The sequence below is a fragment of the Rhizobium sp. WSM409 genome, from assembly GCF_057653825.1.
Genome location: NZ_CM172794.1, coordinates 1,431,658 through 1,448,500 on the forward strand (window position 1 = coordinate 1,431,658; position 16,843 = coordinate 1,448,500).

10 protein-coding genes are annotated in these 16,843 nt (G+C 62.9%); 1 reads left to right on the forward strand and 9 read right to left on the reverse strand.

Annotation, left to right across the window (positions count from 1 at the left end):
• Positions 1–8 precede the first annotated feature (8 nt).
• The 8 genes from AC25BC_RS07200 to AC25BC_RS07235 form a co-directional block, all read right to left on the reverse strand.
• Positions 9–1,193, reverse strand: coding sequence for an MFS transporter (locus AC25BC_RS07200; protein ID WP_012756985.1), 1,185 nt, complete (start codon positions 1,191–1,193; stop codon positions 9–11).
• Between the two features lie 253 nt (positions 1,194–1,446).
• Positions 1,447–1,902 (reverse strand): DUF983 domain-containing protein, encoded by a 456-nt coding sequence (locus tag AC25BC_RS07205; protein ID WP_012756986.1) that lies wholly within the window; start codon positions 1,900–1,902, stop codon positions 1,447–1,449.
• A 123-nt stretch (positions 1,903–2,025) separates the two neighbouring features.
• On the reverse strand, positions 2,026–4,398 hold the full coding sequence (rnr, locus tag AC25BC_RS07210; RefSeq protein ID WP_128439649.1) for a ribonuclease R: 2,373 nt from the start codon (positions 4,396–4,398) through the stop codon (positions 2,026–2,028).
• Between the two features lies 1 nt (position 4,399).
• Positions 4,400–7,054 carry a type I DNA topoisomerase gene (gene topA, locus AC25BC_RS07215; RefSeq protein ID WP_012756988.1) on the reverse strand — a complete coding sequence of 885 codons (2,655 nt, stop codon included), beginning with the start codon at positions 7,052–7,054 and terminating at the stop codon, positions 4,400–4,402.
• Between the two features lie 248 nt (positions 7,055–7,302).
• A complete protein-coding gene (gene dprA, locus AC25BC_RS07220) occupies positions 7,303–8,445 on the reverse strand; it encodes a DNA-processing protein DprA (RefSeq protein ID WP_128439650.1) in 1,143 nt (380 codons plus the stop codon).
• The gene (plsY, locus tag AC25BC_RS07225; protein WP_012756990.1) at positions 8,445–9,065 is read right to left on the reverse strand and encodes a glycerol-3-phosphate 1-O-acyltransferase PlsY; all 621 of its coding nucleotides are present in this window, start codon (positions 9,063–9,065) and stop codon (positions 8,445–8,447) included. Before plsY ends, dprA begins: the two co-directional genes overlap by 1 nt.
• A 78-nt stretch (positions 9,066–9,143) precedes the next feature.
• Complete coding sequence (locus AC25BC_RS07230) at positions 9,144–10,433, reverse strand: dihydroorotase (RefSeq protein WP_128439651.1); 1,290 nt, start codon at positions 10,431–10,433, stop codon at positions 9,144–9,146.
• Positions 10,430–11,386 (reverse strand): aspartate carbamoyltransferase catalytic subunit, encoded by a 957-nt coding sequence (locus tag AC25BC_RS07235; RefSeq protein WP_012756992.1) that lies wholly within the window; start codon positions 11,384–11,386, stop codon positions 10,430–10,432. Before AC25BC_RS07235 ends, AC25BC_RS07230 begins: the two co-directional genes overlap by 4 nt.
• 179 nt (positions 11,387–11,565) lie before the next feature.
• Between AC25BC_RS07235 and AC25BC_RS07240 the strand changes: the two genes are divergently transcribed.
• Complete coding sequence (locus AC25BC_RS07240) at positions 11,566–13,224, forward strand: acyl-CoA dehydrogenase family protein (RefSeq protein WP_017993634.1); 1,659 nt, start codon at positions 11,566–11,568, stop codon at positions 13,222–13,224.
• Between the two features lie 408 nt (positions 13,225–13,632).
• Here the strand turns inward: AC25BC_RS07240 and AC25BC_RS07245 are convergent, their stop codons facing one another.
• Positions 13,633–16,494 (reverse strand): Rne/Rng family ribonuclease, encoded by a 2,862-nt coding sequence (locus AC25BC_RS07245; RefSeq protein WP_012756994.1) that lies wholly within the window; start codon positions 16,492–16,494, stop codon positions 13,633–13,635.
• Positions 16,495–16,843: the final 349 nt, after the last annotated feature.

A 16,843-nucleotide genomic window follows, 5' to 3' on the forward strand; every position in this document is an offset into this window, starting at 1 on the left:
CCGAAAAGTCAAGCCCGTTTTCGAATGAACATCAGTCTGATGCCGGAAAGTAGGGCGTAAAGACCGAAGAAAGCCGCAATCGCCCAGGCAAAACCGTTATTTCCAGCGACATCGATCGCCGCGCCGATCGCCTGCGGCCCGGCCACGGTTCCCATCGCATAACAGAAGACAAAGGCAGCATTGGCTGCCGCAAGATCGGAGCCGGTCAGCCGCGAGCCGAGATGGCTGAGGCCGACCGTATAGAGGCCTGAGACGCAGCCGCCCCAGAAAAGCAGGAGCCCGGCCATCAGCAGCCAGTTGTTGAGCAGCAGCGGTAACATCATCGAGCCGATGAAGCCCATCAGCGCCATGCCGGCCAGAAGCGGCCGCTTGTCGGCGATGCGGTCGGAAAGCAGACCGAGCGGAATCTGAAAGATGACGTTGCCGACGCCCATCATGGTGAGCAGCAGTGCGGCCTGCGATTCGGTGAAATGGGCGCGCACGGCAAAGATCGGAAAAAGCGACAGCCCGCCCGCTTCGACTGCGCCGAAGATGAACACCGCCGCCGTCGCCGTCGGCACCAGGAAAACGTAGCGCATGAAATGCAGCTCCGGTTTTTCCTCGAGCACCGGGCTTTCGTCGCGGGCGATGAAGATCGGGATGGCGGCCAGCAGGATGGCGGCGGCGCCGATCAGGAAGGGGAAAATACCGTCGCTGCCGAGGATCGAAAAGAGCAATGGTCCGGCGGCGAAGCCAAGGGAAAGCACCGTCGCATAGATGCCGAGCACGAAACCGCGCTTGGAAGGCGGCGAAGCGGCGTTGATCCAGAATTCGGAGAGGATGAACAGCGTCGTCGTCGCGCCATGAAATGCGAAACGCAGCGGAAACCACATCCAGAAATCCTGGGCGTAATAGAAACCGAGCGCGCTCAGCGCCGAAATCAGCACGGCCCAGAGCATTGTCGGCGCAACGCCGTATTTATGGGCAAGCCTGGTGGTAACAGGTGCGGCGGCCATCGCCGCGACCCCGGCCATCGCCGTGTTGAGCCCGATCAGGGTGGACGAGATGCCGCGTTTTTCGAGAATGATGCTGAGGAGGGGCAGACCGAGGCCGATTGCTATGCCGACGGCGGATATGGACGAGATGGCTGCCACCAGAGAAGGCCAATGGATTTCTTCGACATCGCCCGGTGTGCCGGTTCTCGGTTGAGACATTTATCCATCCTTAGAGAGCTGCGCGAACGAAGCGGTCGGTCCCGTCAGATAGATAGACACAGACGTGCCAAATCCAGGTGACGGATGCCGCTTCGCAGTATTTCCGATGTGAGTGACCGTCTGCGGAATGTAAAGCCCGTTTGGGCAAGAAATGCTTACCATGTCAGGTCTGAGGATCGCCGGCTCTCGTATTCGGGTGGTGGTCGGTGGAGGGCTGGCACTACACGTTAAATATGTCTGGAAGGTGAAGGGGCTAATTCGGCCGGCCGGGGATGTCATAATCGTCCGGACCATCACTCTCGCCGCCGAAGCCGTGCATGCGCAGCGCCCATTGCAGACCGATGACCCCGCCTTTGATCGGCTGGATCGAGGCAAGCGCGGTGATGACGGTGATCGGCGCCCAGATGGCCAGATGGACCCAGACCGGCAGCACGAAAGTCAGGTCGGTCAGCATATAGCCGCCGACCACGACGTGGCCGAGGACGAGGATGACGATATAGGGCGGCAGATCGTCGGCGCGTTGGTGATGCATCGCCTCGCCACAAGCGGCGCAATGATCGACCGGCTTCAGGAAGGCGCGAAAGAGTTTGCCGTTGCCGCAGGCCGGGCAGCGGTTCATCAGCCCGCGCATGATGGAGCGCCCAAGCGGACGCTCGACCTCGGGCGTATCGCCGTAGCGGGCGGCGGCCGGATCGGTCGGTGTGCTCATCGCATGTTCCTCTTCGGATCTAAAACATGTCGCGCGAAACTGTGCAGCGGTTTCGCGATAACGACACGCGTAAAAACAAGGACCTGCAGCGCGGGGAGCCAATCTGAAAGATTGCGACGCGCTTTAGTGCCGTCCGCGCGGCGGCCTCGTTCCGGGCTTCTTGCGAATCTGGCCCCTGTCGCGGCGCCCCGCTTTATGGAAGGAGCGCACCGCCGCCGGCATCTCACGGCCCTCGCTGATCATCTCGAAACGCAGTGCACCGGCAAGCGGGATCGCTTCGGCAAGTTTGACGGTGACGCTGTCGCCCAGGCGATAACCAAGCCCGGTCTTTTCACCGGAGAGTGCCTGATGCGCCTCGTCATAGATGAAATAATCGCTGCCGAGCGTAGATATAGGGACGAAACCATCGGCGCCATAGTCCGGCAGGGCGATAAAAACTCCCGATTTCGTCACGCCCGAAACCCGCCCGGCAAATTCCTCGCCGACGCGACCGCTGAGGTGATGCGCGATCAGCCGGTCGACGGTCTCGCGCTCGGCTGCCATGGCCCGGCGTTCGAAGGTCGAGATTTCGGCAGCGATATCGTCGAGCGCGGCCTCTTCTTCGGGCGTGATGCCGCCTTCGCCGAAGCCGAGCGAGCCGACGAGGGCGCGATGCACGATGAGGTCGGCATAACGGCGGATCGGCGAGGTGAAGTGGGCGTATTTCATCAGGTTGAGGCCGAAATGGCCGATATTCTCCGGGCCATAGATCGCCTGGCTCTGCGAACGCAGCACCATCTCGCTCACCATGGTCTGATGCGGCGTGCCGTCCGCCTTCGCCAGAATGCCGTTGAAGTTGTTGGCGCGCATGTTGCCGCCCTTGGCAAGCGAGATGCCGAGCGTGGCCAGGAACTCGCGCAGGATCTCCTGCTTGGCAAGCGTCGGGCCGTCATGGATGCGGTAGATCAGCGGCTGACGCTTCTTTTCGAGCGTCTCGGCCGCGCAGACATTCGCCTGGATCATCATCTCTTCGATCAGCTTATGCGCATCGAGCCGTGGCGGCACGACCACCCGGTCGACCGTGCCGTCGGACTTCAGGAGGATCTTGCGCTCCGGCATGTCGAGTTCCAGCGGCTGGCGCCGGTCGCGTCCGCGCTTCATCACCTCATAGGCGTGCCAGAGCGGCTTCAGGATCGGTTCGAGCATCGGGCCGGTCTGATCGTCCGGCCTTCCGTCGATCGCCGCCTGCGCCTGCTGGTAGGAGAGCTTGGCGGCACTCTTCATCATGATGCGATGAAAGATGTGGCCGATCTTGCGGCCTTCCCCGGAAAAGCTCATGCGCACGGCGAGCGCCGGGCGGTCGACACCTTGCTTCAACGAGCAGAGATCGTTGGAGATGCGCTCGGGCAGCATCGGCACGACGCGATCGGGGAAATAGACGGAGTTGCCGCGTTTCAGCGCCTCGCGATCGAGCGGCGAATTGGGGCGAACATACCAGGAGACGTCGGCAATCGCGACGGTCACAATGACGCCGCCGGGATTGTCGGGCGAGGGATCGAGCTCGGCATAAACAGCGTCGTCATGGTCCTTGGCATCGGCCGGGTCGATGGTGATCAGCGGTACGTCGCGCCAATCCTCGCGATGCGACATCGTGGCGGGCCTTGCAGCTTCCGCTTCGGCGATGACGGCCGGCGGGAAGACATGCGGAATGCCGTGGGCATGGATCGCGATCATCGAGAGCGCTTTTTCCGAACCGACGGAACCGACGACGGAAAGTACCTTGGCGCGCGGCAGGCCGAAACGGCCGAGACGGGCGATCTCGACTTCCACCAGATCGCCGTCGGTAGCGCCGCCGGTGAAGTCGGGATCGATCACCATCTCTTCGCCGCGCCGTTCGATCGGCAGCAGCCGGCCGCCACCATCAGGTGCAGTGCGGAAAACGCCCATCGACGCGCCGCGGCGCCTGTCGATCACCTTGATGATCCGCGCCGTATAGGCCGGCCCGCCGCGATCGACGGCCGGGAAGATTTTTGCCAGGATACGGTCTCCGAGCCCGGCGACGGGCGTCTTGCCCTTGCCCTGGCGGCCTGCGGGCGATTGCTGGCGGATGGCGACAGCCGGCGCTACGCCCTGATCCTCAGGCCATTCCGCCGGCCGGCCGATCAGATCGCCGTCCTTGTCGCGTGTGGTGATATCGAGAACGGTGACAGGCGGCAGCGCACCGGGACGGATCAGCGACTTGCGGTTCTTCTGCAGCATCCCTTCCTGCTCGAGCTCCTGCAGCATCTGCTTGAGCTCGACGCGGCTATCGCCTTTCAGGCCGAAAGCTTTGGCGAGTTCACGCTTGGACGCTTTCTGCGGATGATCGGCGATGAAGCGCAGAATCACCTCGCGTGAAGGCAGCGCGCCGTGGACGATGTTCAGCGGCTCGACGGCGGGAGCATCCTTGCTGGCGTGTCCGGTCTTGCCCGGGCGCTTGCCCGCGGGATTTGTTCTTTCGCGCGGTATCCTGCTCACGTCAGCTCTTTTTCGATTTCGCGGGCGCCTTCGCCTTCGTTGCCTTCGGTTTGGCGGCCGTCTTGGTGCTCTTGGCTTCGGCGGCCGCTGCCTTCGGCTTGGCTTTCGTCTTGGCCGCTTTGCCCACAGGTGTCTTTCCGGCCTTCTCGGCGATCAAGGCGAGCGCCTCCTCGACGGTGATCGCCTGGGGATCCTTGCCCTTCGGCAGTGTGGCGTTGACCTTGCCCCAGTTGACATAGGGGCCGTATTTGCCGTCGCGAACGGTAATGGCGCCGCCATCAGGATGATCGCCGAGCGTCTTTAGTGCCGCCGGTGTGCCGCGCGCGCCCCGGCCGGGTGCCTGGTTCGCCTTTTCGGCGATAACAGTCACGGCGCGGTTGAGGCCGACCGAGAACACGTCCTCGACGGTTTCCAGATTGGCATAGGAACCGTCATGCAGGAGGAACGGCCCATAGCGGCCGATGCCTGACGAGATCATCTTGCCCGATTCGGGATGTTTGCCGATATCGCGCGGCAGCGAGATCAGCGCCATCGCCTTTTCATAATCGATGTCCTCGGGTTTCCAGCCCTTCGGCAGCGAGGCCCGTTTGGCTTCCTTGCCGTCGCCGCGCTGGATATAGGGGCCGAAGCGGCCGGAACGCAGCGTCAGTTCCTCGCCGGTGGTCGGATCGGTGCCGAGGTTCTTCGGCTCGTTGAGCGCAGCACCATCCGCATCTCCGCCGTTTTCGGAGGAGAGCTGGCGGGTGTAGTTGCAGTCCGGATAGTTCGAGCAGCCGACGAAGGCGCCGTATTTGCCGAGCTTCAGCGACAGGTTGCCGGTGCCGCAGACCTGACAGATTCTGGGGTCGCTGCCGTCCTCCCGTTTCGGGAAGACGAGCGGTGCCAGCGCCTCGTTCAGCGAATCCAGCACGTTGGTGACGCGCAGTTCCTTGGTGTCCTCGATCTGGGCGAAGAAATCCTTCCAGAAATCGCGCAGCACCTGCTTCCAGTTCAACTCGCCGGCGGAAATCCGGTCAAGCTTCTCTTCGAGATCGGCGGTGAAGTCGTATTCGACATATTTGGTGAAGAAGCTCTCGAGGAAAGCCGTCACCAGCCGGCCCTTGGCCTGCGGGATCAGCTTGCGCTTGTCGATCGTCACATAGTCGCGGTCGCGCAGCGTTGCCAGCGTCGCGGCATAGGTGGAGGGGCGGCCGATGCCGAGCTCTTCCATCTTCTTGATCAGCGTCGCTTCCGAATAGCGCGGCGGCGGTTCGGTGAAATGCTGCGTCGAATTGATCTTCTGCTTGGCGAGCGCCTCGCGCGCAATGATCTCCGGCAGACGGCCATCCTCGTCGCCATCGTCGCTCTGCTCGCCATCTTCCTTCTGGTCGGTATAGGCGGCGATGAAACCATCGAATCGGATGACCGAACCGACGGCACGAAGCCCGGCCTTCTCGCCCTTGTTGTCGGCGGTGATTTCAGCCGTCGTGCGCTCGATCTCGGCCGACGCCATCTGGCTGGCGATGCCGCGCTTCCAGATCAGCTCGTAGAGCCGGATCTGGTCGGCATCGAGGAATTTGCGGACACGGTCGGGCGAGCGGTCGAAATCGGTCGGACGGATCGCCTCGTGCGCCTCCTGGGCGTTCTTCGCCTTGGTCGAATAGAAGCGCGGCTTCTCCGGCATGTAGCGTTCGCCGAACTGGTCGACGATGGCACTGCGCGCCGCGTCGATCGCCTCGGGCGCCATCTGCACGCCGTCGGTTCGCATATAGGTGATCAGACCGACCGTCTCGCCGCCGATATCGACGCCCTCATAGAGCTTTTGGGCAACCTGCATGGTGCGCGAGGCCGAGAAGCCGAGGTTGGAGGAGGCGGCCTGTTGCAGCGTCGAGGTCGTGAAGGGCGGTCCGGGATTACGTTTGACCGGTTTCGCCTCGACAGAGTCGACGACGTAGCTCGCGCCTTCGAGCAAGGCCTTGAGCCGGCCGGCATCCTCGCCGTTACCGATTGCGCGCGGCTGCAGTCGTTTGCCATTCGCCGAAACCAGTCTTGCCTCGAACTCGTCGCCGCGCGGCGTCTTCAGGAGCGCTGAGATGTTCCAGTACTCTTCGGAAATGAAGCGCTCGATCTCGGATTCGCGGTCGCAGACGAGACGCAGCGCCACAGACTGGACGCGGCCGGCCGAACGTGCGCCGGGCAGCTTGCGCCACAGCACCGGCGAAAGATTGAAGCCGACGAGATAGTCGAGCGCGCGGCGCGCGAGATAGGCATCGACCAGCGGCACGTCGATGTCGCGCGGATCGGCCATCGCGTCGAGCACCGCCTTCTTGGTAATCGCATTGAAGACGACGCGCTTGACTGGCTTGCCGTTCAGCACGCGCTTCTTGTTCAGCATGTCGAGAACGTGCCAGGAAATCGCTTCGCCTTCGCGATCCGGGTCGGTCGCGAGAAACAGGCCATCGGCGGACTTCACCGCGTCGGCAATGTCCTTCATCCGCTTGGCGGAGGCGCTATCGACCTCCCAAAGCATTTCGAAATCCTGATCAGGAAGAACGGAGCCGTCCTTGGCAGGCAGATCGCGCACATGGCCGAAGGAGGCGAGCACTTTGTATCCCGGACCCAGATACTTATTGATCGTCTTGGCCTTGGCAGGCGATTCCACCACTACAACATTCATGATGATTCTCTAAAAAGGAAACGACGCCAGCGTTGAAGCCAGCGCGACACACACCGCAACATGGATATCGGCCCTCCGACATGGACAGGGAAATCGCTGCGGTCAAGGGGTTTGCTACAATTTTACCTCTTGTGTCCGCTGCAGCCAAAGGAAGATTATCGGCAAAATACAATTTTAGATATGCTATAGAAGGTTTTCGACTCAGAGTTCGGCAATTCGAAAGCCGCCGCCCGATGTCGTGCCCAGGTTCAATCGGAAAGCGAGACGAGGCCGCCCTGATGCCGGTGCAGCCTGCCTGATATATCGAGTTCCAGAAGGATGAGATAGACCGCGGATGCCGATAGGCCGGTATGGCGGATGACGTCGTCGATCTCGACCGGCGTCGGCCCGAGCGCATCGATGATGCGGTTTCGATCGGAATCCCCGGGCGGCACCGACATCGGCTTGCCATCAGGGGCGGGTTCCTCCGCCATGGATGACGGGAACAGGTCGAATTGCGCAAGCGGCGCCAAGGCCTCGACGACATCGGCGGGAGCGGTGACGATCGAAGCGCCGTCCTTCAGCAGGCCGTTGGTGCCATGGCAGCGCGGATCGAGCGGTGAGCCGGGCACGGCAAACACCAGGCGGCCGAACTCGCCGGCAAGCCGCGCCGTGATCAGCGAGCCTGAACGCGCCGCCGCTTCGATGACGACGAGGCCAAGCCCGATGCCGGCGATCAGCCGGTTGCGGCGCGGGAAGTCGCGGGCGCGCGGCTCCCAGCCGAAGGGCATTTCGCTCACCGCCAAGCCATTGCCGCCGGTTATCTCTTCGAGAAGGCCGATATTCTCCGGCGGGTAGGGCTGGTCGAGGCCGCCGGCGAGCGCTGCGATCGTGCCTGTGTCGAGGCTTGCCCGGTGGACAGCGGTGTCTATGCCGCGCGCCAGGCCGGAGACCACTGTGTAACCCGCCCGGCCGCAGTCGCGCGCCACCATCGCCGCGAATTTCGCGCCTGCGATCGAGGCGTTGCGCGAGCCGACGATGCCGACGGCCGGCCGACTGGCGGCGGCAAGCGCGCCCTTGACGGCCAGAAGCGGCGGCGCGCCGTCGATCTGCTTCAGCGCTTGCGGGTAGTCCGGTTCGCCAATACCGACGAAGCGGGCGCCGAAGCGACGCGCCGCCTCGAGTTCCCGATGCGCCTCGGCCTCACTGGCTATGCGGATTGCCCGCGTGGCGCCGCCGCGCGCCGAAAGCTCCGGCAGTGCGGCTAGCGCTGCCTCGGCCGAGCCGAAATGATTGATGAGGTCGCGAAAGGTGGCAGGGCCGATATTGTCGGAACGGATAAGGCGCAGCCAGGCAATTCTTTGCCGTTCGGTCAGCGCGACGCCTTTTGGTCCGGCGCTCAGCGCATCCATTATCCCTTTGCCCCGATCTTGCTTTCCGTCCCGCTCATCAGGCGGGAAATATTCGCCTTGTGCTTCCAGTAGGAGATGAGGGTCATGATCGCCATGACAGCCGCAACCTTTTCGTTACCCAGTATCCATAGCGCAATCGGAATGACAAGCATGGCGACCAGCGCCGACAGCGAGGAGTAACGGGTGGTGAAAGCGACCGCCAGCCAGACGGCAGCGAAGAGCACGACCATGATCGGCGCGACGCCGAGCAGGGTGCCGATATAGGTGGCGACACCTTTGCCGCCCTTGAAGCCGATCCACACCGGGAAGAGATGGCCGATAAAGGCGAAGAAGCCGGCGATGATCGCGGCCTCCTCGCCGAGGAAATAGCCGACGACCCAGGCCGCGGCCGATGCCTTCAGCGCATCGAGCAGCAGCGTCGCTGCGGCGAGCGTCCGGTTTCCTGTTCTCAGCACATTGGTCGCGCCGATATTGCCGGAGCCGATGCTGCGCACGTCGCCAAGGCCGGCGGCGCGCGTGAGGATCAGGCCGAAAGGGATCGAGCCGAAGAGATAGCCGATAATGGCGGCGGCAAGCGCGATCGGCAGCGTGATCTGCCATGACATGAGATTGGATAACATTTGCCCCCTCAGCCTCTACGTGGCCTATCCTCGAGTCAGCCTTCTCCCGCTGGGGGATGGACGGCGATAGTGTCGGTTCTAAATTGCGTGGACAAGCTTTCCCGAGACGTATGTCGCAACCGCCCGCCCACTGAAGCGCGCATCCTCGAACGGAGTGTTCTTCGAGCGGGAGAGAAGCATGTCTTTGGCGACAAGCCAAGGCTCATCGAGATCGATCAACGCGATATCAGCCGCAGCGCCCGGCTTCAGCGTGCCGGCATTCAGGCCGAAAATCTGAGCGGGACGGGTCGACATGGCGTCGATCAGACGCATCAGGCTCACCTGGCCGCCATGATGAAGCCTGAGGGCTGCCGCTAGCATGGTTTCGAGGCCGATCGCGCCGTCCTCCGCCTCGCCGAAGGGCAGGCGCTTCGTATCGACATCCTGCGGGTCGTGCGCGGAGACGATGATATCGATCGCGCCGCTCGCAAGGGCGTCGGCCATCGCCACCCGGTCGTCTTCCGGGCGCAGCGGCGGATAGAGCTTGAAGAAGGTGCGGTATTCGCCGATGTCGTTTTCGTTGAGCGCCAGATTGTTGATCGAGATGCCGCAGGTCACCTTGGCGCCGCGGCTGCGGGCGCGCTCGATCGCCTCGACCGATTCCGGCACCGAGATCATCGCGGCGTGATAACGGCCGCGCGTCAGCTGCGCGATCCTCAGATCGCGTTCGAGCGGGATGAGCTCGGCTTCCTTTGGAATGCCGGAAAGCCCGAGCCAGCTGGCGAAAAGCCCCTCATGCATGACGCCGTTGGCGCCGAGATATTTGTCGCGTGTTTCGCAGCAGATGACGGCGCCGAATTCGCGCGCATAGGTCATGATCCGGCGCAGCACCTGTGTGTCGTGGACGCTGGAATGGGCATCGGTAAAGGCGACGGCGCCTGCCTGCATCAACAGGCCGATCTCCGTCATCTCCTCGCCGGCAAGGCCCTTGGTGATGGCGGCTGCCGGATAGACGTTGACGGCGGCCGTATCCCGCGCCGTCTTCTTGACGAATTCGACGAGTGCGATGTCGTCGATGATGGGATCTGTGTCCGGCATCATGATGATCGAGGTGACGCCGCCGGCGGCGGCCGCCCGGCTCACCGAGGCGATCGTCTCACGGTGTTCGCCGCCGGGTTCGCCGACATGGACGCGCGCATCGACGAGGCCGGGCGTCGCGACAAGGCCCGTGCAGTCGCGGATGACGGCTCCATCAGGCGCGCCCTGGTTCTGCGCCTTGCCGCCGGCGGCGAGAATCACGCCGTTTTCGGCAATGATCGTCCCCACCTCGTCGAGATTGCGCGACGGGTCGATGATGCGGACGTTCTTGAGGACGATCGGGTTGCTCATGCCATCATTCCATCGCTTCGGGGGCCTTGGTTCTGCGAGACGAGCAGCGTCTCCATGACGGCCATGCGCACAGCGACCCCCATTTCCACCTGTTCGGCGATGACGCTCTGCGGCCCGTCCGCCACTTCCGAAGCGATTTCGACGCCGCGGTTCATCGGGCCGGGATGCATGACGAGCGCATCTTCCTTCGCCGCTTTCAGCGTTTCGGCGTCGAGCCCGTAGAAGTGATAGTATTCGCGCACCGAAGGCACGAAGGCGCCGGACATGCGCTCGCGCTGCAGCCGCAGCATCATCACCACGTCGGCGCCCTTCAGCCCTTCCTTCATCGAATGGAAGACCTCGACGCCCATCTCGGCGATGCCGGCCGGCAGGAGGGTCGCGGGCGCGACGACACGCACGCGGGCGCCCATGGCGTTGAGCAGCAGGATATTGGAGCGCGCCACCCGCGAATGCAGCACGTCGCCGCAGATCGCCACGATGATGCGCGAAAGTTTGCCCTTGGCGCGGCGGATCGTCAGCGCGTCGAGCAGTGCCTGGGTCGGATGTTCGTGCTGCCCGTCGCCGGCATTGACGACCGAGCAGGAGACCTTCTGGGCGAGAAGGGCGGCGGCACCGGCGCTCGAATGGCGGATCACCAGCACGTCGGGGCGCATCGCATTCAGCGTCATCGCCGTGTCGATTAGCGTTTCGCCTTTCTTCACCGAGGAATTGCCAACCGACATGTTCATCACGTCGGCGCCGAGCCGCTTGCCGGCAAGCTCGAAGGAGGCCTGTGTGCGGGTTGATGCCTCGAAGAAGAGGTTGATCTGCGTCAGTCCGCGCAGCGTCGACGTTTTCTTCTCTCTCTGGCGGCTGATCTTGACGGCCTCGTCCGCCTTGTCGAGAAGATAGGTGATATCCTGCTCGGTGAGGCCCTTGATGCCGATGAGGTGGCGGTGGGGGAAAAAGACCATGACCCTGCCTCTTGCTGTCTCTGGCGGGTCTATAAAGAGTGCTGCCCGCCGGGGCAAGCATGTGCTGTGGGCAAAGGCTTATGTCCCCATGCATTTTCGCCCGAATTCCGATAGAGCAGAATGAACCGAATCATAACTTCCGGTTTCCCTTTGCCGGGTTCTTACACTAGAAGCGAATTATGACCTCCGCCAACCGGACTGATGACAAACTCGCAGAACTCAACCAGCCGAGCCTGTGGTCCGGCATCAATGCCTATCGATCTGATCCGTTGATCGTCGATCTGACGGCGGCCCTGCCGCGCGGCATCCGCGAAGACCTGGAAAACATGGGCCGCTACGTCACCTCGCCAGAGGCGCAGGAGATGGCGCGCATGGCAAACCAGGGCACGCCGCAGCTGCGCACTCATGGTCCACGCGGTGAGCGCCTCGACGTCGTCGAATTCCATCCTGCCTGGCATGCGCTGATGCGGCGCTCGATGTCGGTCGGCCTGCATTCCTCCGTCTGGGATCCCCAGGCCGATACCGAGGCCAAGGACGAGGCCCACAAGGTTCGCGCCGCGCGGTTTTATCTGACGTCGCAGCTGGAATCCGGCCATCTCTGCCCGCTGACGATGACGAGCGCTTCCGTTGCGGCGCTCTCGGCTTCGCCCGCGGTCCAGAAGGACTGGGCGCCCAAAATTCTCTCGCGCAAATATGATTCGTCGAACAAGCCCGCCATGCAAAAATCCGCCGTGACCATCGGCATGGGCATGACGGAAAAGCAGGGCGGCACGGATGTGCGCGCCAACAGGAGCGCTGCCGAAAAGGTCAGCGAGGGCATCTACCGGCTGTCCGGGCACAAGTGGTTCATGTCGGCACCGATGAGCGATGCTTTCATCATGCTGGCGCAGACGAAGGAGGGCATGGGCTGCTTCCTCGTGCCGCGCCTTCTGGAGGATGGTTCCGCCAACGGGCTGCAATTCCAGCGGCTGAAGGACAAGGTCGGCAACCGCTCCAACGCCTCCTCCGAGGTCGAGTTTACAGACACGTTCGGTTTTCTGCTCGGTGGTCCGGATGCCGGTATCCGCACCATCCTCGACATGGTGACGCTGACGCGGCTCGACTGCGCGCTGGCCTCGTCAGGCATGATGCGCGCCTCGCTCGCCGAAGCCGTGCACCACACCCGCGGCCGCAGCGTCTTCGGCAAAATGCTCGTCAACCAGCCGATCATGACGCGCGTGCTCGCCGACATGGCGCTCGATGTTGCCGCCGCGACGGCACTGTCCTTCCGTCTAGCCGACGCCTTCGACAAGGCGCGCGGCAACGCCGAGGACGCGGCCTATGCCCGCGTCATGACGCCTGTCGCCAAATACTGGTGCTGTAAGATCGCACCGGCGCTGATCTACGAGGCGATGGAATGCATCGGCGGCAACGGCTACATCGAAGAGCGTCCGATCGCCCGCCATTACCGCGAGGCTCCGGTCAACGCCATCTGGGAAGGCTCCGGCAACGTCATGGCGCTCGACGTGCTGCGCGTGCTGAACCGCGGCAAGGATCTGTTCGAAACGGTCTTCGCCGGCCTTGCCCGCGATCTCGGCCCTGCCGGCAAGAAGACGATCGACGTGCTGCGCGCTGCAATCGCGCTTTGCGAACAGGACGAGGGCGCCGCGCGCCTGCTCGTCGAGCAACTGGCGCTCGCCGCCGGTGCAGCCGAACTCTATCGCCTTGGGGCAGGGCGCATTGCCGATGCCTTCATCGAGACGCGTCTTGCCGGCGGCTGGCGATCCACCTACGGCATGCTCGATTCCCGCTTCGACGCCAGCTACATCGTCGACCTGCTCTATCCGCCAGCGGCCTGACCGCAGCGGGGTAGGCGATCCCGAGGCCAAGACGCTCGGCCATCGGATTGTCCTACGGCGATCATCGTTTATCGTCCGGCCGGTCGCGACGTATCGCGCCGAGGTCGCCTTCCCAGCCTATCCCTGCAAGATCTACGATCGGATTTTTCCGGCGATGCCTCTCAACGAGGCTTCGCAAAGCCTGGTCGACGGTGGCCTTTTTGTCCCGTGGTGGTCATTGTTGCGTCGAGCAAGGCATCATCGATACCGATATTCGTCCGCATGATCGCGCCCCATGAGTATGATTATCATAGAGATACACATCCACGTCACGGCAGTTCAAGCTCGGCGACGATGTCATCGCCATAAACGAAAATCCGGCCGCGTCGCCGCGGCCGGATTTCAGTGTTTACGTCCAAAAATCAGCGTTCAGAAGAAGCCACGGCGCTGCCACCAGCCGGCTTTCTTCGGCTTGCCGTCATCGCCTTCGACATTCTCGACGCGGGTGGATTTCACCGTCGGCTCGGAGGAGGAGATGTTGGATTCGCGGTTGGCGCGAACCGGCTTTGCCTCTTCCTGAACCGATGTTTCGAGATCGGCGGAGGCTTCTACCAGTTCGGGTTCGGCCTCGACCGCAGGGGCCGTCTCTGCAACCGGTTCCTCAACCGGCGCTGCGGCCGGTTTGCGGCGGCCGCGGGCACGGGCGGGCTTCACCTCTTCGGTTATGACAGGCGCGCTCTCGACGGCTGCCATCGCGGCCTGGCCTTCGTCGGCCTGTTCGGCAATCGCCTCGACCGCTACGGCTTCGCTCGGAGCGCCGTCGTTCGAAACGTCGTCGCCTTCGTCCTCGTCGCCGCCATTGTCTTCACCGGCTTCGCCAGCCGTCAGTTCCGAACCATCCTCGGCGCGATTGCGACGGCCGCCCCGCTTGCCGCGACGGCGCCGCTTGCGGCGCTGCGATTCCTCGCTTTCGGCACGTGTCTCGGGCGTGGCTTCGGTGTTTTCATCACCTTCGCCACCCTCGTCGTCGCCGTCCTCATCCTCGTCGCCGGCTTCGCCTGTCGCTGATAGCGGCTGTTCGGCATTGCCGTTGCGGCCGCGGCGGCGCCTGCGGCGCTTGCGCTTGCGATTGCCGTCGGCTTCGCTTTCCGCGCGGGCCGCGACGGGCCGCTCGGAAACGGCCGGCTTTTCCTCGAGTTCCTCGTCTTCCTCCTCATCCACTTCGATGACGATGTCGTCGTCGTCATCCTCGGGAATGGCTGCGAAGTTGAAGAGGGTTTCAATCTTGACCGGGTTTTCCACCGGCTCGCCGCGATCGATCGCGAAATGTTGCGCGCCGACCGAGCCGTCCGCATCGATGATGATCGCAACGCCGAAGCGGCTCTCATAATCGATGATCGTCTGGCGCTTGTGGTTGAGCAGGTAGAGCGCGATGTCAGGCGTGGTGCGCACGGTGATGTTGTGCGTGGTGTTCTTGAGCAGATATTCCTCGATGCCGCGCAGGACATGCAGGGCGACGGAGGACTGCGAACGCACATGGCCGCTGCCGCCGCAATGCGAGCAGACCTGCGTCGTCGATTCGAGAACCGAAGCGCGGATGCGCTGGCGCGACATTTCGAGCAGGCCAAAATGCGAGATCCGGCCGACCTGGATGCGGGCACGGTCGTTCTTCAGGCATTCCTTCAGCTTCTTCTCGACGGCGCGGTTGTTGCGCTTCTCTTCCATGTCGATGAAGTCGATGACGATCAGGCCGGCAAGGTCGCGAAGGCGAAGCTGGCGGGCGACTTCGTCTGCAGCCTCCAGATTCGTCTGCAGCGCGGTGTCCTCGATCGAATGTTCGCGGGTCGAGCGGCCGGAGTTGACGTCGATCGAAACCAGCGCTTCGGTCTGGTTCATGATCAGATAGCCGCCGGACTTCAGCGTCACCTGCGGCTGCAGCATGCGGTCGAGCTGAGCCTCGATGCCGGAACGCGAAAAGATCGGATGGATGTCGCGATAGGGCTGAACCACCTTGGCATGGCTCGGCATCAGCATTTTCATGAAGTCTTTCGCTTCACGATAGCCTTCTTCGCCGGAAACGATGACTTCGCTGATATCCTTGTTGTAGAGGTCGCGGATCGAACGCTTGATCAGCGAGCCTTCCTCGTAGACGAGGCAGGGAGCGGTGGACGCCAGCGTCAGCGTGCGCACGTTCTCCCAAAGGCGCATCAGATATTCGAAGTCGCGCTTGACCTCCACCTTGGTGCGGTTGGCACCGGCGGTGCGAAGGATGACGCCCATGCCCTGCGGCACCTCGAGCAGGCGCGCGATTTCCTTCAGGCGCTTGCGGTCGGCAGGATTGGTGATCTTGCGGGAAATGCCGCCGCCGCGCGCCGTGTTCGGCATCAAAACCGAATAGCGGCCGGCGAGCGAGAGATAGGTGGTAAGGGCTGCACCCTTGTTGCCGCGCTCTTCCTTGGCGACCTGCACGAGCAGGATCTGGCGGCGCTTGATGACTTCCTGGATGCGGTACTGCTTGCGCGGCTTGCGCTGCACGCGGTCCGGCACTTCTTCCATCGCGTCTTCGGCGCCGACGGATTCGATGACTTCTTCTTCACCGTGATCGTCATCATCGTCGTCGTCATCGTGGCGACGCTTGCTGGTATCGACGTCCTCGGAGATCGAGTCGGTTTCCACCATCGCGGCCATCGCGCCGCCGGTCGAACCGTCATCCTCATTGTCGACGCTCGACGCGCCTTCGGCTTCGACGTCTGTGGGAACAGCGTCCTCGGTCGCGGTCGTTTCGGCAACCGGTTCGGCTGCCTTCTTGCGGCTGCGACGCGGCCTTGCCTTCTTGGCCGGCGCTTCCTCGGCGGCCTCGGGCGATGCCGCGGCCTCTACCGCTGCGGTCTCTTCCGTTACGGCAGCCGCTTCCGGCGCGATGCCGACATCCGGCTGATCCTGCTTGGAAAGATCGACCATCGGCGCGGTTTCGACATGCTCGACGTCTTCGTCGCGGCGATGCTCCTCGGCTTCGGCCCGAAGCAGCGCCTGACGGTCGGCAAGCGGTATCTGATAATAGTCGGGATGGATTTCGGCGAAGGCCAGGAAACCGTGCCGGTTGCCGCCGTAATCGACGAAGGCGGCTTGCAGCGAGGGTTCGACCCTCGTTACCTTTGCAAGATAGATGTTGCCGCGGATCTGCTTCTTGTGCTGGGACTCGAAGTCAAATTCTTCTATGCGGTTCCCGCGAACGACAACGACGCGCGTCTCTTCCTCGTGAGACGCATCGATAAGCATTTTGTCTGCCATGTAAGCTGTGCTCCTCGGCGTGGCCGCGAGAGCGCATTCCCGACTGCTGTTGAGACAGAAAGAATGCGGTCCACTGTAGCCGCGCCGGATAATGAAAGTCGCGCCTGATGCGAGGGGGAGGGCAGCAGCCAGACCGCAGCCGGAACCATTTCGGTCCGGGGCCTGTACACTTCAGATAAAACCTGCTGCGAAACCATCAACAACCAAGCGTGATCGACAAATACGAAGACCCGTTCGGGTCCGATGAGTTTGCTCCCTGAGAGCGTGGTGGCTGATCCACCAATGAATTCCGACAATAAGCCGGAAAATCAGGATCCAGTTCTAGGGATTAAGCGCATGAGACGGCGGA